Source organism: Alkalihalobacillus alcalophilus ATCC 27647 = CGMCC 1.3604 (genome assembly GCF_000292245.2).
In the GTDB taxonomy this organism is placed as follows: Bacteria; Bacillota; Bacilli; order Bacillales; family Bacillaceae_D; genus Alkalihalobacillus; species Alkalihalobacillus alcalophilus.
The window spans coordinates 1-24,546 of sequence record NZ_ALPT02000033.1 but is presented as its reverse complement, the minus strand read 5'-3'; the positions used below and the strand labels follow the sequence as shown (position 1 = coordinate 24,546).

Genomic DNA, 24,546 nt, shown 5'->3' with positions numbered 1-24,546 from the left:
TGATAAACGAAATCGTTTAGAAAGAGGGTGGGACGAAATGTTTGAGTTTTGGACAGGCGGTGAAACCCTACCTATATACGGATTTTTCATTCGAGGTGTGATCGTTTATCTTTACATTTTTTTATTAGTAAAGGTATTAGGGCAGCGTTCAATGAGTTCAATTGATCCTCTGGACTTTATTTTTGGAGTTGTGATTGGGGATATTCTTGGAGCACCTTTAACAGATGGCGAATTACCATTAAAGGGTCCGATGACAGCGGCAGCCGTAATTGCGTTTATTCATTTTTCGTTATCCTTAATTGCCCTTAAAACTCCTAAATTTAGAAGGGTCATTGAGGATGAACCGATTATTATTATTCGTCATGGCGTCATTTTAAATGAACAATTAAAAAAGACACGACTTACATTAGAACAGTTGATGATGGATTTACGTTTAAAAAATGCCAGTAATTTAGCAGAAGTTGATTATGCTGTGCTTGAAATGAATGGTCAAATTAGTGTGATCAAAAAGGATAAATATAATCCAATCACTTTAAATGACAAAAATAAGTCGCCTAAATCATCTGGTTATTCAACAATACTCATTCAAGATGGGGAATTAATTGAGAAAAATGTTAATAAGGTTGGGGGAATAAATAAAGTAAGAAAGCTTATCCAGAAAAAAGGGTATGCAAATGTGAGAGATATTTTTGTGATGAGTATGAATGAAAAAGGGGATGTGTATATAAGTCCTAAACAAAAAAAGAAATAATCGAAGTATAGAACTCCTTAAATATAGGTAAACTATCATATAAAGAAAGGGGTTTTATTATGAGAAAAGTCAGAAAATTATCATTTGAAGAATTAGTTCGAGAAAATAAAGAAGAGATTTTAAATGATGAACAACGTATGGAACAATTAGAGGAACGGTGGGAAAAGCGCCATTTATCAACAAAGTCCTGAAGGCATAAATCATTCAAAAAAATCCATCCTATAAAGTAGGAGGGGATGAAATGGCTAAATCACAACATGCCTTTGACAAATTTCGACCGAATCATTTAGGGACACAACCACGTAAAAGTGATTCAAATAAAGGCAAAAAAATGAACAATAAAGGAAATGAGCAACCAGATTATATTCCACCTAAAGGGTAATAAGTAAAAAGGGGCTGTCCCAAAGTCATGAAAATGACCTTTGAGGGTTCAGCCCTTTTTGAATGTATATAAAAATGAGAGGTAAGACACCGCTCCCGGACTGGGGACCACAAAGTTCTGTTCGTTAGAAATAAATAGACAACCCTTTGAATACTGTTAACTAACAACGAATTTTTTTATTTGGAGGGTTAACTAGTATGAGGTCAATTTCCGGAATGAGGCTATTATTTTATATATATATCATCGCTTTGATTTATTTAACGTTATTTGCTTGGAATTATGGAGCTTCTTTAGGAGAAGCAGGTCCAGGTGGACGGAATTATAATTTAATTCCTTTTCGTAGCATTTATCGAATAAGTGTCTTCAGTCATTCCGTCATAGATCCGTTCAAAATTTTAATCGGAAATATTATTTTATTTATACCATTTGGATATTTACTACCATATTTACTTAAATCAAAGAAGGGGTTTATTCTCATAACTTTATATGGGTTTTTAACTTCTATGACGATTGAATTACTTCAATTCACGTTTTTGTATCGCGTTGCAGATGTCGATGATTTGATTTTAAACACATTAGGGGCATGTATTGGCTTTGGGATGTATCAATGTCACCGCTGGATGAAAAGGAGAATTATTTTTTTAAAAGTGAAGAAGCACTAATTTGTAAGGTGTGGTCCAAAATATGCTGCCAATTCATGATTGCCTTCTTCTTACGGTCTTACAGGTTGTAAAACACTTGATATAATCTGCTGAGCAGAGCCTAACATTTTCATACCAACAGTTGAGCTTTTTAAAAGTGCGTTTGTTTTTAAAGTTTGATAAAATTGGTCTGTAAAATAGAAAGTGGTGAGCATGTTGATTGAACACAAATGGTCGTTAGAAGAAATAGATGAATGGTTAAAAGAAATAAAAGAATCCTCTCAGCCCTTTTCTGAAGCGAAGGCTTTATCCTTATTAAAGCAATTAGAGCGAATGGAAGCCGAAGAGGACAAAACATTAGAAAATGGACAATCCAAAAAGGAGAAATTAAAATCTCATCTTTATACATTATTAATTGAAAAAAGATATGAGCGAATCGCCCGATATGACGGGTTGATGTATAAATGGCTTGAACAAGCATTATCGTTTGATCCGACCAATTCCGAGGCAAAAAAATGGCAAGTGGAATTTGTCTTACAGTCTTTTGTTGAGATTGACATTCCAACTGTTTTTCCGACGATAAGAGAAACCGATCATCACTCGGCTAAAAAGGAAAGAGCTGAGCAGTATTACCAGTTTGCTGAAGTGTATTTTGAAAACCTTGAAAGAATGGAAAAAGCGTGCCAAGGTTTAGAGCAAAGTTCAATTGATTTAGAAGACGTTCCTCGTTATTCATTGATCTTACAATTACGCTCTTTATATAAACAAATGGAAGAGCCTTTTTTATTGATTTTAAAAGCAACGAAGGAATATGCGAAATCAATTTCGGGTATTTATTACTCAGCCGAACAATTGAGGCAAATTAAAGAGGCGACAGAGAATATTCAAAAGGTGGCCGAGCAATGGAAAAAGCAAATGGAGCAACTTACATCTACCGATCATGAAGTTTCTGCCTTAAGCCAGCTCGATAAAATGATCGGTCTTGACCCGATAAAAGCAAGAATTGAGAAGCTATATCAATATTTACAATATCAAAAAAGAAGAACTGAATCGGGATTTGTCACAAAAGATGAACTTAGTTTACATATGATTTTTACAGGAAACCCTGGTACAGGAAAAACGACACTTGCACGGTTAATGGCCAAAATCTATTATGAACTAGGGTTGCTTGAACATTCCGAAGTACATGAAGTGGACCGTTCTCAATTGGTAGGAGCTTATGTTGGTCAAACCGAGGAGCAAACTTTACAAGCGATAGAGAAAGCAAGTGGTGGTGTACTCTTTATTGATGAGGCGTATAGTTTAAAACGTTCAGGTACCTCAAGTAATGATTATGGCCAAACGATGATTGATACTCTTGTCTCAGCTATGACAAATGAAAAAAAAGCTGGAACGTTTGCCGTTGTTTTAGCCGGTTATCCTGATGAAATGAATGTATTTTTGCGCTCTAATCCAGGGTTGAGAAGTCGATTTCCTGAGCAAAATCACTTCCATGTCGAGGATTATTCAAGTGAAGAGCTTTTACAAATTGGCGAAAAGGTCGCATCTGATAATGATTTTCTTTTATCAGATCCAGCTAAAAAAGCCTTGTTGGAACGAATAGAACGAGCACAGGTGGATGAGTCTTTTGGCAACGCAAGAACGGTTAAAAATATTATTTTAGATGCGATCTTTGAAAAAGGAGCCAAAAGTACTGGTGAAGAAGCTGTGACTGCTGACTATGTCTTATTAGAAGAAAAGAACTTTCTTCCGGAAGAAGAAAAGGCCAAAGAAAAAAATGCTCAATTAGAATTGAAGTCATTAATTGGTTTAGAGCAAGTGAAAAGGGAATTGGACAAGCTGACTTCCTTTATTAAAGTTCAACAGCTGAGAAGAAAAGAAAATTTGCCAACGAATGCGATTCAACTGAATACGATTTTTTCTGGTGCTTCTGGTACAGGGAAAACGACGGTTGCCCAAATTTATGCTCAAGTTTTAAAAGAACTTGGGGTGTTAAAAAGAGGTCACTTAGTTATCGCTAGTCGCTCTGAGTTAGTTGCTGGTTATATCGGTCAAACAGCCGCAAAAACGAAGGAAAAAATCCGTGATGCCTTAGGTGGCGTTCTGTTTATTGATGAAGCGTATTCCTTATTTTCTGATGGACGCGGTGATTTTGGCAAAGAGGCAGTCGCCACATTGTTACAGGAAATGAGTACTCACCAAGAAAATCTAGTTGTTATATTAGCCGGTTATGAAAACGAGATGGAAGCTTTAATTAATAGCAACCCAGGAATCCGTTCGAGATTTCCTAAAAATATCGTCTTTCCTTCTTATAGCCAAGCTGAACTACAAAAAATGATGGTCCAAAAGGTGGAACAGTTAGGCTATCAGTTAACAAAAGAAGCGGAGTTGTTTTTACAAAAAATTATTCCGGATGCAGGTCATCAAGGCAACGGTAGATTTGTCGTTAATGCAGTCGAGCAGCTTATCCAGTTACAAGCAGAACGAATTGTAAATGAAGAATCCTTTGAAATGGCTGATTTAATGACATTAACTAGGAGCGACTTACAACAATTAGTACAAGATAAAGAGGAGGAATGATGATGAAAATTGTTTCTACAAAAATTGCCGTACGTTACGCAGAAACCGATCAAATGGGGGTGGTCCATCATTCGAATTATGTCGTTTGGTTTGAAGTCGGGCGAACTGAATTTATTAAAGAGCTAGGGTTTAGTTATGCGGAAATGGAGAGAGATGGCATTTTATCACCTGTCATTGATTTACAAGTTTCGTATAAGCAACCGACAACATATGGGGAAGAAGTATCGATACATACGTGGGTGGAGGAATATGATGGGATACGTGTAAAGTATGGATATGAAGTGAAAAACAAAGCAGGTCAGCTCTGTGTGACAGGGAATTCAGTCCATGTTTGTGTGAAAAAAGACAACTTCCGCCCGATCTCCATTAGGAAAACATTACCTCATTGGCACGAAGCTTATGAGAAAATTAAAAAGAAGTAATCGAAAAATAATAGGGGAACATAAAGGGAAATCGTTCATCCTTGTTTTCTGTTAAAAATGTTTTAGAAAGGGTATGGTTGTGGTATACCGTGTTACTTTACGGAGCATTAATGTCAACGTAAAATATGGTTATATGCTAAAATAATGAGGAGAGAACAGCAGAATAGAGTTGAAACAAATAGCTCTATCCACATCTATTATTTAGCTGAAATGACTTGAAGTAGGTGGATTTAGTTGGCATTTGGGATTACAAGGTATGAATTATTAGCTTGGAAAGAGCGAGTGAATAACGGCGAGATTGCCTTTATTACACATTATTGGTATGACAAGCGCTTTCCACAATTTACTACTGTGACGAAAGTGGGCTGTACCGACCTTGGGAAGCTAATCGAATGGGGGAAAAAGTATCACCTCCAAACGAGTTGGATTGATACTAGAAATGATTATCCTCATTTTGACCTTTTAGGAGAGAAGCAAATTGAAGTATTAAAAAAAGAAAATCAGTGGTCTCAATTGGAAAGATTTTTTGAAGAGACCCCAACTTAAAAGAGTTTGAATAGGAGGAAAAGCCATGACAACAACAAATCAAGAACTGATCATCGCGGCATTAAAGGCTCAACCAGAAATTAATGTAGAGGATGAAATCAGAAGAAGAGTCGAATTTTTAAAAGATTATCTTGTAAAAAGCGGTGCGAATGGCTATGTGTTAGGAATTTCAGGTGGTCAAGACTCCACTCTTTGTGGGAAGTTAGCTCAAATGGCTATCGAGGAGCTTCGAAATGAACAAAAGGAAAAGGATTATCAGTTTATTGCGATGCGCTTACCTTATGGGGCCCAATTAGATGAAGAAGATGCTCAAGATGCTTTAAAGTTTATCCAGCCAACGAAATCAATTACGGTTAACATTAAACCAGCCGTAGACGCAGCTGTACGTTCGGTTCAAGAAGCTACAGGCGAATCACTTTCTTTTTTCAATCAAGGAAATACAAAAGCAAGGGAGCGAATGAAATCTCAATATGATGTAGGGGCTCATTACGGTTGTTTAGTTATTGGGACTGATCATGCGGCAGAGGCGATTACTGGTTTCTTTACGAAGTTTGGCGATGGTGCTTGTGATATTGCTCCATTATTTGGTTTAACAAAAAGACAAGGAAAAGCCTTGTTAAAAGAGTTAGGAGCACCTGATCATCTTTATACAAAAGCACCAACCGCTGATTTGGAAGATGATAAACCAGGCATTCCGGATGAGGTTGCTCTTGGCATGACATATGACCAATTAGATGATTATCTTGAAGGGAAAGAAGTTGAAGTTGAAATAGCTGAAAGAATTGAATCAAGGTATTTCAAGACGGAACATAAAAGACAGCAGCCAGTGACGATTGCCGATAGCTGGTGGAAATAAAAGAAAAAGAATAGCATGAAGTTTGTGTATCCATCATATCTATAATTGATATCAACAAGATAAACAATGAGTAGTATGTTTCAAGGAGAGGACCAGATATGAAGGGGAAAATTGTACTTTTAGGGAGTTTATGTGTTTTACTTGCACTTGTTGTGATTTATTTGAACAGAGAAGCACCATCAACTGAAACGATTTCACCAAACAATGAACAACCGAAAGAGGAAGTAAAGTTTGGTACACAGGAAATTCATTCATTAGAAATATCGGTTAATGATGTTCGCAGTGAATCAGTTATGGAGAATGAGGATAGTCAACTTGTTGTCGTAGATATTACGATAAAAAATCAAGGGGATGACGTTCGAAACATTAGTTTATTAAATTTTACGTTGGTTGATGGAGAAGGTTATGCATATAGTCACTCCTCTAATTCAGAGTTAAAAGGAATTTTAGGTGGACAACTTCATCCTGAACGAAAAAACCGAGGAGAAATGGCCTTTGAAGTCCCTGTATCTTCAGAATATGAGCTTGTTTATACAGAGCATACGAGAACTGGACAACTCATATGGCCGCTCGAGTTAGACTGATCATAAAGGATTAAGAGGGGATAAATAATTCAGATGAGCAATCAACAGACAGATTTACATATGCATTCAACCGCATCAGATGGGGGCTATACTCCAGCTGAACTCATGAGAAAATGTAAGGATGTTGGTTTACAGTATGTTTCTTTAACTGACCATGACACGGTGAGCGGAATTAAAGAAGCGCAAGAAACAGCAATAGAACTAGGGATGACCTTTATTCCGGGGATTGAGCTTTCGACTAAGTTTAAAGGAAAAGGAGTTCATATACTCGGTTATGGCATTGATGTTGATGATGTTGATTTTTTATCGATGCTGACTCAGCAACAAATGCAAAGGGAGAAACGGCTTGAAGTGATTTTGACGAAACTAAAAGCTTGTGACATTGATTTAGAGAAAAAAGATGTCTTGCAATTTGTTGACGGTGGGAGTATTGGTCGTCCCCATATTGCCAAAGCATTAGTAAAACGAGGATTTGTTTCTGATGTTGCCGAAGCTTTTGACCTTTATTTAGCAGAAGGGAAGCCTGCTTATGTAGGTAAAGAAAAGGAAATGACGGTAAAAGAAGCAATTGATTGGATTCACCGAACGGGTGGAGTCGCCATTGTCGCTCATCCTGGTCACTATGGATTAGATGAGTCGATTATTGATTGGGTCAAAAATGATTCATTAGACGGAATTGAAATCTATCATCGTGATCATTTAGAAAAGGAACAACAAAAATACCGTGTCATCCAAAAAGACATCGAACAAGCGTTAAACAAATCTTTAGTAATTACAGGTGGTTCAGACTTTCACCATGAAGATTATGGACGGACGATTGAACCTTTAGGCCAAACGCGGATTGATAATGCCTATGCTATTCAATTAATCAAATGGTTAGAGAAGAAGCGATAAACTCGCTTTTTCTCTTTTTTGGTGGATGAAGTCGAAAAGGGGTGGTTGCGGGGTGTCAAAGGGAATCAAAGAGAGGCAATGAAGCCAAAAGCGATTGAATAAAAGCCGCAAAGGGAATCAAAGGCCACCAATGAAGTCCAAATTCATCAAATAAAAGCCATCAAAGGAATCAAAGTCCCCCACTAAAATACTTAATTAAAGACAGACAATCACTATTGAATTATTATCTTCATACGCAATTGATGATTGATATTAATAATGACCATTTTTCGCTTCCTAATCGAGAACGTTTTATTAGTTGGGTTTTGACTTAAATTCCTCTATTAATCCCGTCGTGGATTTTCAATGTGGCTTTCAATAGAAATATCTTGTAAGGCTTGAGTGGCTAATTGATCGGCTTCTTTATTTTGCTCCCGTTTGATTTGGGTAAAATGAATCGTTAACCCTAATGCCGCTTCCTTCTTTTTAATCCGTTCATACCAAGGAAGATAATGTTCTTCATAACATGGCCATTCATCTGTTAGCTGGTTAATGACAACAAGGGAGTCTGAGTTAATTTGTACAGATTGAAAATGAACACCGAGCTGTTCTAAACGTTCCAATAAAAAATAAAGGGCGGCATATTCGGCTTCATTATTGTCTACTAATAATTCGTTTTGTTGATTGGCTTTAAGCCGCCATTTCTTCTTGTTTTGTTCATAATAAATGACAACACCGAGTCCGCTACTTTTACTGTTTACATCATAGCCACCATCAAAGTAGGCGACAATGTTTTGCGGCTCTGTTTCTGTTTCTTTATTTAATTTGACTAATTGTTTAGTTGTCCAATAAGTTCCAGCTTGATCGTACCATTCTAATGTTTTGACTCTGCCTGTTTTTTCGAGGTCGGCCGCTAAAATGAGAGCCTCCTGTAATGTCATTTCAGCACTTGTCATTTCGAATATTTGATTGGATTTAGCGATTTTATAAGACCAAATGGCGTGGACCTTCATTCTTGTTCCTCCTTTGTGAATATGAATCGATCTAAATGTTGACAAGTTAGTTCTTTATCGTTTTCCGACAGAAGACTCCTTCCTCCATCGTGAGAAGGGCAAAGCCCAACGATAGGTGGGAGATGAATGTCGGTTGGTGGTAGCCAAAACGCTCCTTTCTATGATAAAATAAGAACAAAAGTTCGTTTTTTTAAGGGGGGAGAGCCGTGCTAGTCAAGAAAGCCTATAAGTTCTGTATCTATCCAAGCAAAGAACAAGAAACCCTGATTGCCAAAACCATCGGCTGTTCTCGTTTTGTATTTAATCGCTTTTTAGGGCAATGGAACGATACCTACAAAGAAACAGGCAAAGGGTTAACGTATTCTTCTTGTTCGGCTGAATTAACCCAACTAAAAAAGGAATTCGTATGGCTAAAAGAAGTGGATAGCATTGCCCTTCAATCCTCCCTGAAAAACCTTGCTGATTCCTATACTCGATTCTTCAAGAAACAAAATAAAGCGCCACGCTTCAAATCTAAAAAGAATCAAGTACAATCCTACACCACGAAAGAAACAAATAGCAACATGGCCATAGTAGACAACAAAATCAAATTGCCGAAACTGGGTCTTGTTCGCTTGGCCAAAAGTCGTGAGGTTGAAGGGCGTATTCTGAACGCTACAGTCAGACGAAATCCAAGCGGAAAGTTCTTTGTATCCATTCTAGTCGAAACAGATGTACAGCCCTTGAAGAAAACGGAATCATCTATCGGTATAGATTTAGGCATCACGGACTTTGCGGTTTTTTCGGATGGTCACAAGATGGACAATCATACGTTCACAGCCAAAATGGAAAAGAAATTAAAACGTGAACAGCGAAAACTTTCAAGACGTGCGTTACAGGCCAAAAATAAGGGGATTCATCTATTTGATGCCCAAAACTATCAGAAGCAAAAACGTAAAGTGGCTAGATTGCACGAAAGAGTCAGGAATCAACGTGACGATTTCCTTCACAAACTAAGTACAGACATCATCAAAAACCACGATGTGATCTGTATCGAAGATTTGAACACCAAAGGAATGTTGCGTAATCATAAATTAGCCAAATCCATCTCGGATGTATCCTGGTCTGCCTTTGTATCAAAATTAGAATACAAAGCAAAATGGTACGGGAAAACCATCGTGAAAATAAGCAGGTGGTTTCCGTCTAGTCAAATCTGTTCCGAATGTGGACATCAAGAGGGCAAGAAATCTCTTGAAATAAGGGATTGGACGTGTCCTATTTGCCATAAACATCACGATCGAGATATCAATGCCAGCCAAAATATTCTAGCCGAAGGGGTAAGAACCCTCGACTTGGCTTAAATAACATATAGAACCGTAGGAATCGACGGGGATAGCTTGGTCCATAAGAGAAACCTCTGTTGGCAAAGAAATCCGCTGGCAAGTACGCTCTGTTCCCAAGAATCTCCCACTTTAAGCGTTAGCTAAGTGGCGAGTAGTTCAAAGTATTTCGATTTGTGTTATGCTACATATTAAAGAGAGTGTCAACAGCTAGGGACTTTCCTGCTCGAATGTACAATAAAGAGAAAAACTAGAGAGTAAAAGGAGTATGACGGTATGCCAATTAAAATTCCAGATCATTTACCAGCAAAAGAAGTTTTGAATCAAGAAAATATATTCGTTATGGGTGAGAGCCGTGCGTACATGCAAGATATACGGCCATTAAAAATTCTGATATTAAACTTAATGCCTTTAAAAGAACAAACGGAAACCCAGCTTTTAAGGCTACTTGGGAACACACCGCTTCAAGTCGATATTTCTTTTATTCATCCTGACACCCATCAGTCTAAAAACACATCATCTGAACATCTACAAGCTTTTTATAAAACGATCGATGAGGTGAAGATGCAAAAGTTTGATGGCATGATTATTACAGGTGCACCGATCGAAAAACTGCAATTCGAAGAGGTTGATTATTGGCCTGAATTGCAAATGATCATGGACTGGAGTGTAGATAATGTGACATCAACTTTACATATTTGTTGGGGGGCTCAGGCTGGCTTATATCACCATTATGGGATTGAAAAAGTGATGGTTCCTAAAAAAGTATTTGGTGTATTTAACCATCAAGTATTAGAGCCAACGGTGAAGTTGTTAAGAGGCTTTGATGATGAATTTCTAGCCCCTCATTCTAGACATACCGATGTCAATTTATTAGATATACAAAATCACCCGGACTTACAAATTTTAAGTATCTCTGAAGAAGCAGGGTTATATTTATGTGCTTCAAAAAATGGCAAACAAATATTTGTCACTGGTCATTCTGAGTATGATACCGATACGTTACAGCAAGAGTTTGAGCGCGATAAGGCAAGAGGTCTGAATATCCAATTGCCACGCAACTATTTTCCAGATGATAATCAGCTCGCCCTCCCGAAATTAAAATGGAGAGCACACTCAAACTTATTATTCTCCAATTGGTTAAACTATTATGTTTATCAAGAGACACCATATGATTTTACAATCTAATTTTTTATCGAGGCCCGACATGTGTTTGGCCATCGTTTAAAAACAGCGAAACTCATCGCTGTTTTTTTGTCTAGATAAGAAATTTTGATGGAGTGCATCATATTTGGTTGAAACCAGGTAAAACTAGATAATAATCTTCATTTTGGAAAAGGGGTGATGACAATGCCATTGGTGACGGAAAAAAAGACGGTTTTTTTGTTAGAAGCAGACGTGTATTATGAGTATTATTATTCTGAATCACATAAAACGCGACCGGTCTTAGTTTTGATTCATGGTTTTATTTCATCCTCTTATTGTTATCGGAAAATGTTGCCATATTTAGTGAAGAAATTTGATTGTTTATTAATCGATCTACCTGGTTTTGGTAGGAGTGGAAAAAGCAAAGGGTTTCGATATTCCTTTGATAATTATGCTAATTTAGTGTTAGCACTAACGAAGTTGTTAAAGATACGTGAAGCGATTTTAATAGGACATTCAATGGGGGGACAAGTTTCTCTTTATACAGCCTTAAAAGATAAAAAATTAGTGAAAGCCATCGTCTTATTAAATAGCTCAGGTTATTTAAAAAAGGTAAAACGTTCTTACTATTATGCGAGTTATCTTCCATTTGCTGATCGCTTTGTTAAATGGTGGATTGAAAAAAAGGATTATGAAATGGCGATTCGGCAAGTTGTTTATAATCAGCATATCGTTAATCATGATGTTGTCTTAGAATATAGTCGTCCATTACAAGAAAAACAATTTTTCCGTTCCATGCTTTATTTGATTCGTGACAGGGAAGGGGATTTAGCGAAAGAACAGCTGCAGCAAATTACACAGCCGTGTTTAATTTTATGGGGGGATGAGGACCGTATTATTCCGTTAAAAATAGGGCGACAATTAGCACGTGATATTCCAAATAATACGTTTTATTGTCTGAAGAAAACGGGGCACTTAACACCTGAAGAAAGGCCAAAGCAAGTCATTAAGCACATTTTTCAATTTTTAAAACAACATAAAGTAGTCCTCTAAAAACCAATTCACTGTTATATTTAGAATTGGTTTATTTTAGTTGTCATGAGAATCTTAACTCCTTCAATATGCTATAATGGGATGTAATGGTTTTTGAGGGAGGAAAAGTGATGGACCCGTTAGATGTCATGATGAATAAAGATAAAATCATTCCATACTATCAACCAATTATTAGTGCAGATAAACAATTAGTGATCGGCTATGAAGTGTTAGCTCATATTCTAACGGAAGAGGGAAATAAAAGCTTAGGCTGGTTTTTCCGAGATCGTACAATCCCAGATGAATACCGACTAGAGTTAGAGGACTATGTGCAAGAAACCGCGATTGAACATTTTCAACAAGTCGGGCAAAAAGTATACTTATTTTTTAATTACGATGCAAATTTACTTTTACAAGACAATGGTGAAACCTTAATCAAGCGAATTGAGTCGGTTCAAGGTGACGAAGATTTAAAAAAACACATTGTCCTTCAGTTAGATGAGCAGCTCATATCCAATCAAGCTGATGAGTTTAAGCACTTATTAGCGTATATTCAAAGTACGGGTATTCAAATCGCTGTTAATAATATTGGTTTTAAGTCGTCTAATTTAGATAACTTGGCTTTGTTAAAACCTAATATTGTCAAAGTGAATGTCGCTTTTTTAGAAGAAGATTCTTTGCCACATTTGTATCGAGAAGTTCACCATTCGATTTCGATGCTCTCACGAAAAATAGGGGCAACTTTATTATTTGAAGGGATTACTGGTTTTAATCAATTAAATTATGCTTGGCGTAACGGTGGCCGTTATTACCAAGGGGATTACCTAATCCAAGCCACTCGTCAATTTATTTCTTTAGATTATTGCAAAGAGAAAATACAAAAGGAATTCCAGCATTTTATTACTTTTGAACGTCGAAAAGTGGAAGCTCAAATTCAATTATTAAATTTAATAAGTCAAAAAATGAAACATTCGGTCAAGGAAATTCAAGACATGGAGCATTTGGATCAGTTTATTTTAAAAGTGGCCGCTGATTGTCATGATTTTGTCTTCCGGGTGTATATTTGTAATCAGGATGGTTTTCAACAAACTGCTAATGCCGAAAAAAATGAGCTGGGAAAATGGGAGCTCCATCTAGAGGGGCGTAACAAAAACTGGAGCTGGCGCCCTTATTTTTTAGAAAACATCGTTCGGATGAACATTGAGAAAAAAGGGTTATTATCTGATTTATATACAGATATTGATCGAGATGAGCGGATACGTACGTACTCATATCCAATTTCAGACTCATTATATTTATTTTTAGATATTCCGTATGATTATTTGTTTGAACAAGATGGTTTATTGTAAAAAAACGAGAGCCTCAACTCATGAAGAGTTTGAGGTCCGTTCTATTTATTTGTTGGATTGGAAGGGGACTTTTGAGTGGTTTTACAAGAAAAAGATCGGAATCAAAAGGCGGTTTCTCGATTAATCGCTTATTTATTTTTTGCTTATTCAGCAAATACGGTCATTATTAGTTACTTATCCGTTTTTTATCGTGAAGAAGGGCTATCGGGCAGCGAGGTTGGTATGTTAATGGCTATTGGTCCGTTCGCAATGCTGTTAGCTCAACCGGTTTGGGGTTTTTTAAGTGATAAGTATAAAACGATACATAAAATATTAATGATTGCTTTAATTGGCTTAATTGTCACGGCAACGATGTATTATGTTGCGAGCGGATTTACTCAATATTTGTTTGTTATGTTTATTCTTTTTATCTTTTTAGCACCTGTTACAGCGTTAGGGGATAGCTTAGCTCAAAAAACGGCTAATTATCGCAGCTTAAATTTTGGTCAAATCCGAATGTGGGGTTCGATTGGTTTTGCCTTTACCTCTCTTGTAACGGGTTATTTATTAACCGCTATTGGAGTGGAACATTTTGTATTACCACTTGTCTTTATGGCTTCTCTTGCTTTTATATGCGCTTGTTTCGTTTCAGATGTTCCTGGTTCAACTAAAGCGGTAACAATCGTTCATGCGATTCAAAGTGGTTTAAATGTACGGCTTGGTTTGTTTTTAGCATGTATTTTATTTATCTCAATTCCACACCGGGCTAATGATAGCTATTTAGGCATTTATATCGTCGAACTTGGGGGCCCAGAGTCGATGATCGGCTGGGCTTGGTTTATCGGTGTTGTCGCCGAGGCATTTGTATTTGCTTTAAGTATGAAATGGTTTAAAGACATTGAACCGCTGAAATTAATCATTGTTGCTGCATTTATTTTTGTGATTCGTTGGCTCTTAATGAGTTTCTTTACAAATCCATGGTTTGTTATGCCGTTACAAGTTTTGCATGGTTTTTCATTTGGGATTGTTTATATTACGTCCATTCAGTATGTAAGTAAAATGTTTCCTGATCACCTTCAGGCAACAGGGCATGTATTATTTATTACAACTTTTTTTGCTTTATCAGGGATTATTGGATCGTTAATTGGAGGAGCCATTATCGATTTAATTGGTGTTTCTGCCATGTACTTTGTAATGGGAATTAGTGCTTTTATTGGGATGGTTCTCTTTACGGTCTATTATTCTGTTGATAAAAAGAAAGCAGCTGCTCTTAAGCAAATGTCCTAACAATAAGAGCAGCTAACTCTGCATTTATTTTTTGTTAAACAAGGAGCTTACTTGTTGGACGATCGGGGACATTTCACTCACTGCTTTTGTGACTTGTTCAACCGTTTGGATCGTTTGACCTAAATCAAATTTTCCGTCATGACTCGTAAAAGCCTGCCTTAGAAAAGAAGGGGATTTAACTTGTAAATTTCCTTCTTTTTGTTGTTGATTTCTTTTCGGTAATCCGAGTTTGAACCCTTTAGGCTGCTTTGGTTTTGGCTGACCGTATGGATTAGGTGTTTGTAAGTTCGGATTACTTTGACCACCTATCATTGGTAGCGGACCTATTCCTTGTGGATTTCTATCCAGAGGGAATGGTTGGTTCGGCGGATAAGGATAGGGAGCTGTTTGGGGTCTATGCTGATAATGAGGCATCATTTGATTAGGTTGACTAGGATGTGGAAATGGGGTGGCTTGCTGTGGATAAGGATGCCTTATATGCTGATTTGGATTCATATAATACATACATGTTTTCTCCTTTATTCCAAATTGATCGTTTTCTGTTTTTCCTGTAGTTTAACTTCTAATAATCCATTATGAAAACTTGCCTCAACCTTGTTATAATCAATAAGAAAAGGGACGCGAATCGTTCGCTCAAGCCTTTCATGTTTTGAACGAATCAATTGTTCCTTGTTTGTTTTGTCTATAATCTCCGTTTCTTCGTTATCATGAATAATAATTTGCACAGCCTGATGATATACATTTAATTCGATTTGTTTTTTACTAACGCCTGCTAATTGAGCTGTTATATAAAATCCGTCCGTTAGCTCGGCTACTCGAATTGGAATCGGAGAGACAAATAAAGGTTGATTTGGGAAGGAATCTAGTGAACGTGAAAAGAATTCATCAATTGACTGCATCATATGTTGGAACCCATGTCTTGCTTTTTTAGGTTGTTTTTGATCAGTCATTGTTTTAACCTCCATTTAATATTTTCTTTTTGTTATTCATATGTTAGAAAGCGAGATAAAGTGATTAATTCGCGGATAAGGAGTGTGGGCCATTGAGTATAAATTTAATTGATTCTCATTGTGACGTTTTGTTAAAGCTCATTAAGGATAAAAAAAGGACTTTTTATGATGATAAAAACATTCAAGCAAACTATCTGAATTTAAAAAAAGGCGAAGTGAAGGTCCAATTTTTTGCCATTTTTGTTGAACCGGAAATTGAACAAAATCAAAAGTTTCAAAATGTGTTAGAGCAGGTTGAAGCTTTTTATGAAAGAGTCTTAAAACCTAATCCAAACATGAAACATATTAAAAATTGGCATCAAGTAGAACAATTACGAGAAGGTGAAATTGGGGCGGTTTTAGCTCTTGAAGGGCTCGATGCAATTGGAAATGACCAAACGAAGCTCTCACTTTTATATCAGCTGGGTGTTCTTTCAATCGGAATAACTTGGAATGGAGCGAATTTATGTGGTGACGGTGTCGGGGAACCGCGGGGGGCTGGTTTGACCGAATTAGGGAAGGCGATCGTTACTAGAAATAATCAATACTCTGTTTTAACGGATGTGTCGCATTTAAGTGAAGCTGGTTTTTGGGATGTGCTTGAACTTTCAACGTTTCCAATTGCTAGCCATTCCAATGCCAAAAGCATTTGTCAGCACCCGAGAAATTTAACGGATAGTCAAATTAAAGCAATTGTTCAAAAAGGAGGCTATATCGGCCTTGTACTTTATCCAGTATTTTTAAATGGGACAAAAAAGGCAACGGTTTCAGATTTAGTTCGACATATTGAACATTTTTGCCTGTTAGGGGCAGGAGGTCATATTGGCATTGGTTCCGACTTTGATGGAATTGACTCCGTTATTGATGGAGTAGAACACTCTGGACAATACCCTTCTTTATTTTCAGAGCTTTCCAATTATTTTTCTGATGATTTTTTAAATGGGTTAGCCGCAAAAAACTTTAAAGCTTTTTTAGCCAGGAAATTAGCTAATTAGATTTACACTATTTTTTAGAATTCACGTTATTTTGGCAGTTTAGAAGCTTGAAGCTAGATTTTACCTTTATACATTATGAAATCTTTTTTTACAATAGAATAAATAATCACGATTTGTTTTCCTTCCTAGTAAACGATTGAATGACGATCGTTGATTTATGATACAATAGGGACAGCGTTACTATTGAAAGGGGTCTTTATTGAATGTTTAAAAAATGGAAGATCGGATTATTTTCACTTCTAACTTTACTTTTACTTGTTGCTTGTAATAGTGGCAATGAGGAGGAAGCTAATGATTCTACTGGGGAAGAACAGGGGCAAATGCCACAAGTAGAATTGGATATAGAAGATTATCCAGAAATCATCGCAACCGTAAACGGTGAAGATATTCTAAGAGAAGAATATGTACCATTCCTTGAAAATCAAGCTGGTATGATTGTGGCGTTTATGGGAGTTGATATAGAGACGGAAGAAGGTCAAGAAGAATTACGTAATCTTGAAGGAATTGTTGTAGAGCTTTTTGTGAACGATAAGCTCATCGAACAAGAAATTGCAGCAGAAAACTTTGAGGTTAGCGAAGAAGAAGTTGACCAAAGAATGGAGTCCGTTATTTTACAACACGGTTCTGAAGAAGAGCTTGAAAAAACTTTAGAGGAATACGGTTTTACGATGGATGAATTACGTGCCGATCTTGAGACTGATTTAAAAACCGAACAATTTGTAGCAGAACAAATTAACATCGAAGACGCAACAGAAGAAGAGTTGCAACAATTATATGATTCAAAAATTGAGAGTGGCGAAGAAATCGGAGAATTTGCGGAAGTTCGAGATAATCTAGAAGCTGAAATTCTGAATTCTAGAGAGACCGAAGCCATTCAAAATTATCTAGATACTTTAAAGGAAAAAAGCGAAATTGAGATTCACTTATAGAATATGAACTGCCTAATAAAGCTTCTCTTTATTAGGCAGTTTTTTTTGATTATCTAAGTCTTTTTGCCCTTTTATTAAGAACCTCTTGCTAAATCAATCTTTTATCCTATAAACTAACAATAGATAATAAGAAATAGGACTTATGGACTTCAGCTAGCTTATGAATACATTTCCTTTTTTGTAGGCAGCCGTAATATAGATGGAGGGGAATATATTGAGTCAAGATATTTTATTAGAAAGTGGTACAAATGAATTAGAAATAGTCATGTTTGAAGTGGCATCAAGTACGTTTGGAATTAATGTTTTAAAGGTAAGGGAAATCATTAATCCACTTCCGATTACAGCAACACCAAATAGTCATCAGCATGTGGAAGGGGTTATTCGTTTACGTCAAGAAGTGATTCCTGTCGTGGACTTGGCAAAGGTATTAGCTCTTCCAGCTTCTAATAAACCTGAAAATGACAAGCTAATCATTGCAGAATTAAATCAAATAAAAGTTGCGTTTCATGTACATACTGTCTCACGCATTCACCGCATTTCATGGCAACAAATTGAAAAACCAAGTGAATTATCAACAGGTTTTGAAAATCATACAAGCGGTATTGTTAAGATGGAGGAACACTTAGCATTACTGCTTGATTTTGAAAAAATAATTGTCGATATTAATCCAAAGGCAGGCTTAAACCTTGAAGAAGTGAAGGCATTAGGTGAAAGAGAGCGTTCTAATAAACAAATTATCATTGCTGAGGATTCGGCAACTTTGAGAAAATTATTAGAGGACACTTTAACGACAGCTGGCTACGGGCAATTACGCTTTTTTGAAAATGGTCAGCTTTTATGGGATTACTTAGAGCAACAACAAGAACTGCAAACCGATCCTATTGATTTAATCATTACTGATATTGAAATGCCTCAAATGGATGGACATCACTTAACGAAAAAATTAAGGAACATTCATTGTGGGGGAATACTCCAGTTGTTATCTTTTCTTCACTTATTTCTGAAGATTTATATCATAAAGGCGAAGTGGTTGGAGCAAATGCTCAAATTTCAAAACCACAAATTACAAAGCTAATTCAGACATTAGATGATTTATTTATTAAACAAACAAATTAATCTTCTCTCTAGGACTATCTCAAAAAGGCATTTGGCCTTTTGAGAGGTCCTTTTTTGTTGAGGGGATTTTTTTAGATTAATTGTTAATTCGTAATGGAAATCGAGGGAAGCTAGGATTAAGGTACGAAAAAAGTGTGATAGGTAATAAAAATCGAGGAGCACAGAAAATAGGGAGCGAAAAAAGCATAATAGGTAATGAAAATCGAGAATCGCAGAAATTAGGGAGCGAAAAAAGCGTGATAGGTAATGAGAATCGAGGAACGCAGAAATTAGAGAGCGAAAAAAGCATAATAAGTAATAAAAATCGAGAATCGCAGAAATTAGGGAGCGAAAAAAGCGTGATAGGTAATGAGAATCGAGGAGCGCAGAAATTAGAGAGCGAAAAAAGTGTAATAGGTAATGAAAATGGAGGATCATAGAAATTAGGGTACGAATAATCGAGAGCTACTTAGTAAAGTTTTTAAAATTAAATAACATTAGTCAACACTTCTTACAATACTCGGCATACAATGGAACATCACCGAGGAAAGAAGGGTATGTTGTGGCTAAGGCGAAAAAGAAAGTTCAACCGAAAATAACCGCGCAAGAGAAATATCAATTTACGATGAAAAAGGTTACATCAGAGACGTGTATTGCTTGTAAACAGCAATGCAGTCGTGGTTTAGAATATATGGAAAAGATGAGCAAACCCGGGGCGATCGGGAAAGGGGTTCCTTGTCATTTAACGAAAGGCAGAGGGACAAAATAACAGTCGAATCTCATTATGATTCGACTTTATTTTTTAATAGAACTAGACAAGCTTATCCTAGATTATTATTTTCTTTTTGATGGTTTTGATTTATATAAATCATTTAAGTTTTCTACTTCAGATTGAGATAAAAGGCCAAGTTTTTTTAAAATATAAGAATAGGCAATGATTTTCTTATTTGACATTGTTGTACCTCCTTTTTGTATTGTATTCAATTAGTATCTAAAAGTTTCCTTAAGTCAACTTTTTTGTATCGAACTTAAAAATGGACATCGGAAAAGGTGATTGATATGATAAGAAAGAGGGAATTCATTTATAGAGTTCGTAGTTTGCATTTAGGGATAGGAGTGTTGATAGTGGATATACATGTATCAAAACCAGCAATTCAATGGTTTAAAAAAGAATTTAATTTAGAGGGTAACGGAGAATATGTCCGCTTTTTTGCAAGATATGGTGGATGTGGTGCTGTGCAATCAGGTTTTTCACTTGGAGTTAGTTTAGATAAACCTTCAACAATTGGAGCAAAAGAAGAAGTTGACGGTCTCATCTTTTATGTTGAAGATGCAGATCTTTGGTATTTTGATAACCATGATCTTCGTGTTAAATACAGTCGTAAATTTGAAGAAATTGAATATGAATATGAGAAATCAACCCAAGAAAAGCAATGAATTCATTGCTTTTTTTTGTTGATTTAACCCTTTTTGGATACACTGAAGGTGAAGAGAAGGAATATAAGGGGCTGATTTGTGATGTTAGGTTATGCTTGTCTTAATTTAACTCTGCCTAGTTCTTTTCGAACATGCCGTTTGCAAACGTTAGAAACAAAGGGGATGGGTTATATAAAAGAACTAGCGTTACATAATGTGAATCAATTGAAGGAAATTCTCCTTTGGAATATCGAAAATCGTATTTTCTTTTTTCGGATGACAAGTGAGTTGATTCCTTTTGCTACACATGAAAAAATGACTTGGAATTGGATAAAGGATGAAGAAATGCTAAAGGCCTTTAAGGAAATCAGCCAATTACAAAAGGATTATCAGCTAAGGTTAACGGTTCATCCTGGTCAATATACACTTATAAACTCACCACGTGAAGAAGTTTTACATAATGCAGTGAAGGATTTAAATTATCATGCCGAATTATTACAATTGGTCGGTGGAAGCGATATGATCATCCATACAGGTGGGGTTTATGGAGATAAGGAAGCTTCTAAGCAACGTTTTATTTCTTATTACGAACAATTACCGCAAAAAGTTAAGTCGTATTTAAGGCTAGAAAATGATGATAAGAACTATTCTACTCATGATGTATTGGACATTTATAAAAAATGTGGCGTTCCGATTTGTTTTGATCTTCATCATGAACGTTGTTTTGAAACGGAGGAAAGAGAGCTTCCTCTATTATTTAATAAGGTTGTTCAAACATGGGATGGTATACAAGCTGTACCAAAAGTTCATTTAAGTACAGGAAGGCAATCTGTTACTGATCGCTCTCATGCTTCGCTCATTTCGATTAATGACTATTTGCTATTAGAACAAATAACGGCTGGACAAAAGGTAGACGTCATGTTGGAGGCAAAAGCAAAGGATCAAGCATTGTTACGATTAAGAACAGACTTGCGGGCAACTTGATCGTCTTTTTTGAGTGACCATGCTATACTATTTTTTATATAAATGAATTTAGGTGGAATGTTTATGTCAAATGCAATCGAAAAAGCGACATTTGCTGGGGGCTGTTTTTGGTGTATGGTACAGCCATTTGATGAATTACCAGGCATTATTAAAGTGGAATCAGGTTATATGGGCGGGCACAGTCAGAATCCGACCTATCAAGAGGTCAAAACGGGTGAAACTGGTCATTATGAGGTTGTTCAAATTACATATGATCGCGAAATCTTTCCATATGAACGTCTTTTGCAACTTTATTGGCCTCAAATCGACCCAACAGACCCAGATGGTCAATTCCATGATCGAGGGTCACAATATCGCACAGCGGTTTTTTATCATACCTCGTTGCAAAAAGAGGAAGCGGAAAAAATCCAAAAAACAACTGGAGCAAAAAAATATTTTCAAAAAACCGATTGTTACGCAAATTTTACCTGCATCAGAATTCTATCTTGCCGAGGAAGAACACCAAGATTTTTATAAAAAAGAACCTAATCATTATAAAGCGGATCGTCAAAAATCAGGGCGTGATCATTTTATTGAGTCGCATTGGGAAAAAAATAGGGGATAGTCATTTTTAAGATAAGGTAAAGTTATTTCGTAAGAATTGCTAGGGTCTAAGACTTGTGTGATTAAATAAATGTTTATAATTGGGAAGGCCGAGCCGATTAAATTGGTTGGGTCTTTTTGTTTTAGGCAAAAGAGGAAAGGGACTTATTTAAAAAAAATATGTCGATTTCTGAAAAATATGACTATATAATTATGTGAAATCCTAAAAAAATATGATACAATATTAGTATAATAATATAATTCTAAAAAAGTAACAAACTATAGATGACATCAGGAAAGGGTGGCAAATATGAAACTAGGTAGAAGGATTAAACGAATGTTTTTAGCTTTAGGCTTAATGGTCATTGGATTTGTCGCCACTATTGTCATCGTTGTTAATGTCATGTCCTATACAGAAGCAGGAAGAGTCCCGATTAAAACCGGTGTACTTCTACATGCGATTAATCATAATTTAGTTGCATCTGATATGAAGGTGCCTCGTATTTTTGCAGGTAAAGGAACAGCCACATTTACGAGTGATCTTCTAGAGATGCCAACAAGTGATGGGGACAGTATTCACCTTAGGGTTTATCAACCACTAAAAGAAGGTCCACACCCAATTATCCTTTATTATCATGGTGGAGCGTTTATAGAAGGTTACGGGAACATTGATACACATGATAATATCGTGCGCTCTTTAGCAGCACGTACAAATAGTGTAGTTATTGCGGTAGGGTATCGAGTCGCACCAAAACACCCATTTCCAACGGCGATTGAGGATAGTTATGAAGCATTGGTTTGGGCAAAGGAGAATGCCGATTTATTTAATGGAGACCCAAATAAAATCGCTGTTGTAGGCGATAGTGCGGGGGGGAATTTAGCGACGGTTGTTTCTTTAATGGCTCGTGATCGTTCTGGACCAGAAATAACAGCACAAGCTTTATTGTATCCGCTGACGACATTTTCAGATGTTGAGTTTCATTCACGTGAACAATATGATAGTGGTTATTATTTATTATCTCGGAATGTGATGTTAAAAGCACGTGAATTATACACACCTGATCAGACAACTTGGACATCCCCATATACATCGCCTTTAGATGCGGAAGATTTAACAAATTTGCCACCAGCTCTCGTCATCACGGCAGAATTTGATCCATTAAGGGACGAGGGAGAAGCATATGCCCAAGCTCTATCGGAAAATGGGAATTCGGTTGAAGCAATTCGTTATAATGGGGTCATGCACGGTTTTGTCTCTTTTTATCAAGTTTTATATCATGGCAATCATGGTTTAGCTCAAACTTCAAACTTTCTAAATACTGCTTTACAAGGTGAATTTCATCACGAATTAAAACCTTTTGAAGTAACGGTCGTTAGCGAGATTGACCAAGATAAAAAGTGGCGAGAAGAAATAGAAGCTTACGCGATTGGAACGTTCCTGATCGGCAAGCAAATTATGCAAAGATTTGAATAAACCTTGGGGACTCACCTAATCCTTCTTAAGTATAGAAGAAGGGGACGAAACGAAAGGGTTTAACCGATAATGTGAACCATCTATACCCTCACTGGAGGAAAGATATGTAGACACCAGTGGGAGCAAAGGCAGACCACTTAAATGAAAGAACAGAGAACTCGTCTCAAACGGATTAACCCATTTGAGACGAGTTTTTACATTTTGGCCTGTTTAACGAACCGCTCTTCATTTTCGATTAAACCACAAGCACCACATTGTACTTTGATAGTTGGACCCTGGTAAGGGAGATGGAATGGCTCTAATTGATTAGTTTCATAAGTTTCGACGACATCGCCATTATTAGGATCTAGTTTTACCGCTTTGGGAACTTGTTCAATAATATGAAAACGACTTCGATTCGTTTTGCAGCTAGGACAAGTATATGGTGAACTCAAATCGAACACCTCCTTTTTGTCTAGCTTGCCCTTTTTTAACTATAATCACTCTTGTCAGGAGGCGATTATCCGATTTTGGTCAAGAAATTCTGTGGAGATGTTTTTGGGAGTGCAGCTTTTATAAAAAGTACGTACTGGCTAGAGGAAATGTGATAAGCTGTTTCGAAGCTTAAAAGAAGTACAAATAACAGCATCAAAAGAGAAGAGTTCAAACCCAAAATATAATTTCATGTACCATAATAAGTTAAAATAGAACCAAGCTTGTGATTAAAAAACATTCAAATCAAAAAGCTATCTTCAGAGGGGAAGCACCCTCCAAAAGATAGCTTTTTTGTTCGTTATACAATGTCTTTAAATGAAGTGAACTACTCCCACCACTTACCACCCCTTACGGGTTGCTTGAAGTGGGGGCTTCTTGGGTAATCACCACTTTTGGTAGCTGACGAAATGGACCAAGCTAACCCTCTTGTTCCAAGAGTTTATTGTATCATTAGGCACTTTCTAAAAAGCGCATGCCTTCTTTTTTGATATTGAGTGCTGAATTGTAGTCTCTATCAAGGTTTAGTCCACAAGTACATTGATACGTACGTTCTGATAATTTGATTTCTTTTACTGAGCCACATCTCGAACAAGTTTTTGTCGATGGGAACCATTTATCAATTTTCACAAGCTGTTTCCCTTGTTCTTTTAGTTTGTACTGTAAGAAAGAAGTGAACATTCCCCATCCATTATCAGTGACACTTTTACCAAACTTTAGAGCCTTTGACATCCCTTCATATCTAAATCTTCTATCACAACCGCATCATAGTTAGTTACTAATTTTTTTGATTGATGGTGAAGAAAGTTTTTGCGTTGATTTGCGACTTTCTCTTGCATTTTAGCTACACT

26 protein-coding genes and 3 pseudogenes are annotated in these 24,546 nt (G+C 36.6%); 24 read left to right on the top strand and 5 right to left on the bottom strand.

Features of this window, described 5'->3' with window-relative positions; translation table 11 throughout:
* The first annotated feature begins 37 nt into the window (after window positions 1-37).
* The 10 genes from BALCAV_RS10515 to BALCAV_RS10475 all read left to right on the top strand — a co-directional run bounded on the left by BALCAV_RS10515 (window position 38) and on the right by BALCAV_RS10475 (window position 7,656).
* Window positions 38-751 carry a DUF421 domain-containing protein gene (locus BALCAV_RS10515; RefSeq protein ID WP_003324039.1) on the top strand — a complete coding sequence of 238 codons (714 nt, stop codon included), beginning with the start codon at window positions 38-40 and terminating at the stop codon, window positions 749-751.
* Between the two features lie 59 nt (window positions 752-810).
* Window positions 811-942 carry an FbpB family small basic protein gene (locus BALCAV_RS21625; protein ID WP_003324038.1) on the top strand — a complete coding sequence of 44 codons (132 nt, stop codon included), beginning with the start codon at window positions 811-813 and terminating at the stop codon, window positions 940-942.
* A gap of 50 nt (window positions 943-992) precedes the next feature.
* Window positions 993-1,133, top strand: a complete 141-nt coding sequence (locus tag BALCAV_RS10510; protein WP_003324037.1) for an acid-soluble spore protein N — start codon at window positions 993-995, stop codon at window positions 1,131-1,133.
* Window positions 1,134-1,330: 197 nt separating this feature from the next.
* Window positions 1,331-1,795 carry a VanZ family protein gene (locus BALCAV_RS10505; RefSeq protein WP_004427353.1) on the top strand — a complete coding sequence of 155 codons (465 nt, stop codon included), beginning with the start codon at window positions 1,331-1,333 and terminating at the stop codon, window positions 1,793-1,795.
* Window positions 1,796-1,987: 192 nt separating this feature from the next.
* Window positions 1,988-4,354, top strand: a complete 2,367-nt coding sequence (locus BALCAV_RS10500) for an AAA family ATPase (RefSeq protein WP_004427355.1) — start codon at window positions 1,988-1,990, stop codon at window positions 4,352-4,354.
* A 2-nt stretch (window positions 4,355-4,356) separates the two neighbouring features.
* Window positions 4,357-4,776: an acyl-CoA thioesterase gene (locus BALCAV_RS10495; protein WP_004427356.1), complete on the top strand. Its 420-nt coding sequence runs from the start codon at window positions 4,357-4,359 to the stop codon at window positions 4,774-4,776.
* A 234-nt stretch (window positions 4,777-5,010) separates the two neighbouring features.
* Window positions 5,011-5,322 carry a hypothetical protein gene (locus BALCAV_RS10490; protein ID WP_004427358.1) on the top strand — a complete coding sequence of 104 codons (312 nt, stop codon included), beginning with the start codon at window positions 5,011-5,013 and terminating at the stop codon, window positions 5,320-5,322.
* 25 nt (window positions 5,323-5,347) lie between these two features.
* Window positions 5,348-6,178, top strand: a complete 831-nt coding sequence (nadE, locus tag BALCAV_RS10485) for an ammonia-dependent NAD(+) synthetase (RefSeq protein WP_004427360.1) — start codon at window positions 5,348-5,350, stop codon at window positions 6,176-6,178.
* Window positions 6,179-6,276: 98 nt separating this feature from the next.
* The gene (locus BALCAV_RS10480) at window positions 6,277-6,762 is read left to right on the top strand and encodes a DUF4352 domain-containing protein (protein ID WP_004427361.1); all 486 of its coding nucleotides are present in this window, start codon (window positions 6,277-6,279) and stop codon (window positions 6,760-6,762) included.
* Window positions 6,763-6,795: 33 nt separating this feature from the next.
* A complete protein-coding gene (locus tag BALCAV_RS10475; RefSeq protein ID WP_004427363.1) occupies window positions 6,796-7,656 on the top strand; it encodes a PHP domain-containing protein in 861 nt (286 codons plus the stop codon).
* A 323-nt stretch (window positions 7,657-7,979) separates the two neighbouring features.
* On the opposite strand, the gene BALCAV_RS10470 is transcribed toward BALCAV_RS10475, so the two are convergent.
* Window positions 7,980-8,648 (bottom strand): reverse transcriptase-like protein, encoded by a 669-nt coding sequence (locus BALCAV_RS10470; RefSeq protein ID WP_003324791.1) that lies wholly within the window; start codon window positions 8,646-8,648, stop codon window positions 7,980-7,982.
* Between the two features lie 206 nt (window positions 8,649-8,854).
* Here BALCAV_RS10470 and tnpB point away from each other — a divergent pair, with 206 nt between their 5' ends.
* The 5 genes from tnpB (at window position 8,855) to BALCAV_RS10445 (ending at window position 14,760) form a co-directional block, all read left to right on the top strand.
* Window positions 8,855-9,988: an IS200/IS605 family element RNA-guided endonuclease TnpB gene (gene tnpB, locus BALCAV_RS10465; RefSeq protein WP_040323869.1), complete on the top strand. Its 1,134-nt coding sequence runs from the start codon at window positions 8,855-8,857 to the stop codon at window positions 9,986-9,988.
* Between the two features lie 255 nt (window positions 9,989-10,243).
* The gene (metA, locus tag BALCAV_RS10460; protein ID WP_003324399.1) at window positions 10,244-11,155 is read left to right on the top strand and encodes a homoserine O-acetyltransferase MetA; all 912 of its coding nucleotides are present in this window, start codon (window positions 10,244-10,246) and stop codon (window positions 11,153-11,155) included.
* Between the two features lie 162 nt (window positions 11,156-11,317).
* Window positions 11,318-12,166 (top strand): alpha/beta fold hydrolase, encoded by an 849-nt coding sequence (locus tag BALCAV_RS10455; RefSeq protein WP_003324400.1) that lies wholly within the window; start codon window positions 11,318-11,320, stop codon window positions 12,164-12,166.
* A gap of 110 nt (window positions 12,167-12,276) precedes the next feature.
* On the top strand, window positions 12,277-13,494 hold the full coding sequence (locus tag BALCAV_RS10450; protein WP_003324401.1) for an EAL domain-containing protein: 1,218 nt from the start codon (window positions 12,277-12,279) through the stop codon (window positions 13,492-13,494).
* A gap of 75 nt (window positions 13,495-13,569) precedes the next feature.
* Window positions 13,570-14,760, top strand: coding sequence for an MFS transporter (locus tag BALCAV_RS10445; protein ID WP_003324402.1), 1,191 nt, complete (start codon window positions 13,570-13,572; stop codon window positions 14,758-14,760).
* Window positions 14,761-14,784: 24 nt separating this feature from the next.
* Here the strand turns inward: BALCAV_RS10445 and BALCAV_RS10440 are convergent, their stop codons facing one another.
* Entirely contained in the window at window positions 14,785-15,264 is a 480-nt protein-coding gene (locus BALCAV_RS10440) for a hypothetical protein (protein WP_003324403.1), read from the bottom strand.
* A gap of 14 nt (window positions 15,265-15,278) precedes the next feature.
* Window positions 15,279-15,710 (bottom strand): Hsp20/alpha crystallin family protein, encoded by a 432-nt coding sequence (locus tag BALCAV_RS10435; protein ID WP_003324404.1) that lies wholly within the window; start codon window positions 15,708-15,710, stop codon window positions 15,279-15,281.
* 98 nt (window positions 15,711-15,808) lie between these two features.
* On the opposite strand from BALCAV_RS10435, the gene BALCAV_RS10430 reads away from it, so the two are divergent.
* The 9 genes and pseudogenes from BALCAV_RS10430 (at window position 15,809) to BALCAV_RS10390 (ending at window position 23,224) form a co-directional block, all read left to right on the top strand.
* The gene (locus tag BALCAV_RS10430) at window positions 15,809-16,744 is read left to right on the top strand and encodes a dipeptidase (RefSeq protein WP_040323874.1); all 936 of its coding nucleotides are present in this window, start codon (window positions 15,809-15,811) and stop codon (window positions 16,742-16,744) included.
* Between the two features lie 203 nt (window positions 16,745-16,947).
* The gene (locus tag BALCAV_RS10425; RefSeq protein WP_003324406.1) at window positions 16,948-17,673 is read left to right on the top strand and encodes a SurA N-terminal domain-containing protein; all 726 of its coding nucleotides are present in this window, start codon (window positions 16,948-16,950) and stop codon (window positions 17,671-17,673) included.
* 199 nt (window positions 17,674-17,872) lie between these two features.
* Window positions 17,873-18,789 (top strand): annotated as a pseudogene (locus tag BALCAV_RS10420) (chemotaxis protein).
* An 80-nt stretch (window positions 18,790-18,869) separates the two neighbouring features.
* On the top strand, window positions 18,870-19,208 hold the full coding sequence (locus BALCAV_RS10415) for a hypothetical protein (protein ID WP_040323867.1): 339 nt from the start codon (window positions 18,870-18,872) through the stop codon (window positions 19,206-19,208).
* 122 nt (window positions 19,209-19,330) lie between these two features.
* Window positions 19,331-19,537, top strand: coding sequence for a hypothetical protein (locus BALCAV_RS10410; RefSeq protein ID WP_003324453.1), 207 nt, complete (start codon window positions 19,331-19,333; stop codon window positions 19,535-19,537).
* A gap of 356 nt (window positions 19,538-19,893) precedes the next feature.
* Complete coding sequence (locus tag BALCAV_RS10405) at window positions 19,894-20,205, top strand: HesB/YadR/YfhF family protein (protein ID WP_003324452.1); 312 nt, start codon at window positions 19,894-19,896, stop codon at window positions 20,203-20,205.
* 81 nt (window positions 20,206-20,286) lie between these two features.
* The gene (gene uvsE, locus BALCAV_RS10400; RefSeq protein ID WP_003324451.1) at window positions 20,287-21,168 is read left to right on the top strand and encodes a UV DNA damage repair endonuclease UvsE; all 882 of its coding nucleotides are present in this window, start codon (window positions 20,287-20,289) and stop codon (window positions 21,166-21,168) included.
* 63 nt (window positions 21,169-21,231) lie between these two features.
* Window positions 21,232-21,772: pseudogene (msrA, locus tag BALCAV_RS10395) on the top strand (peptide-methionine (S)-S-oxide reductase MsrA).
* Window positions 21,773-22,060: 288 nt separating this feature from the next.
* On the top strand, window positions 22,061-23,224 hold the full coding sequence (locus BALCAV_RS10390; protein WP_235213104.1) for an alpha/beta hydrolase: 1,164 nt from the start codon (window positions 22,061-22,063) through the stop codon (window positions 23,222-23,224).
* 194 nt (window positions 23,225-23,418) lie between these two features.
* On the opposite strand, the gene BALCAV_RS10385 is transcribed toward BALCAV_RS10390, so the two are convergent.
* Both BALCAV_RS10385 and BALCAV_RS10380 read right to left on the bottom strand, forming a co-directional pair.
* The gene (locus tag BALCAV_RS10385; protein ID WP_003323540.1) at window positions 23,419-23,658 is read right to left on the bottom strand and encodes a hypothetical protein; all 240 of its coding nucleotides are present in this window, start codon (window positions 23,656-23,658) and stop codon (window positions 23,419-23,421) included.
* A 490-nt stretch (window positions 23,659-24,148) separates the two neighbouring features.
* Window positions 24,149-24,546: pseudogene (locus tag BALCAV_RS10380) on the bottom strand (RNA-guided endonuclease InsQ/TnpB family protein); the annotation flags it as partial.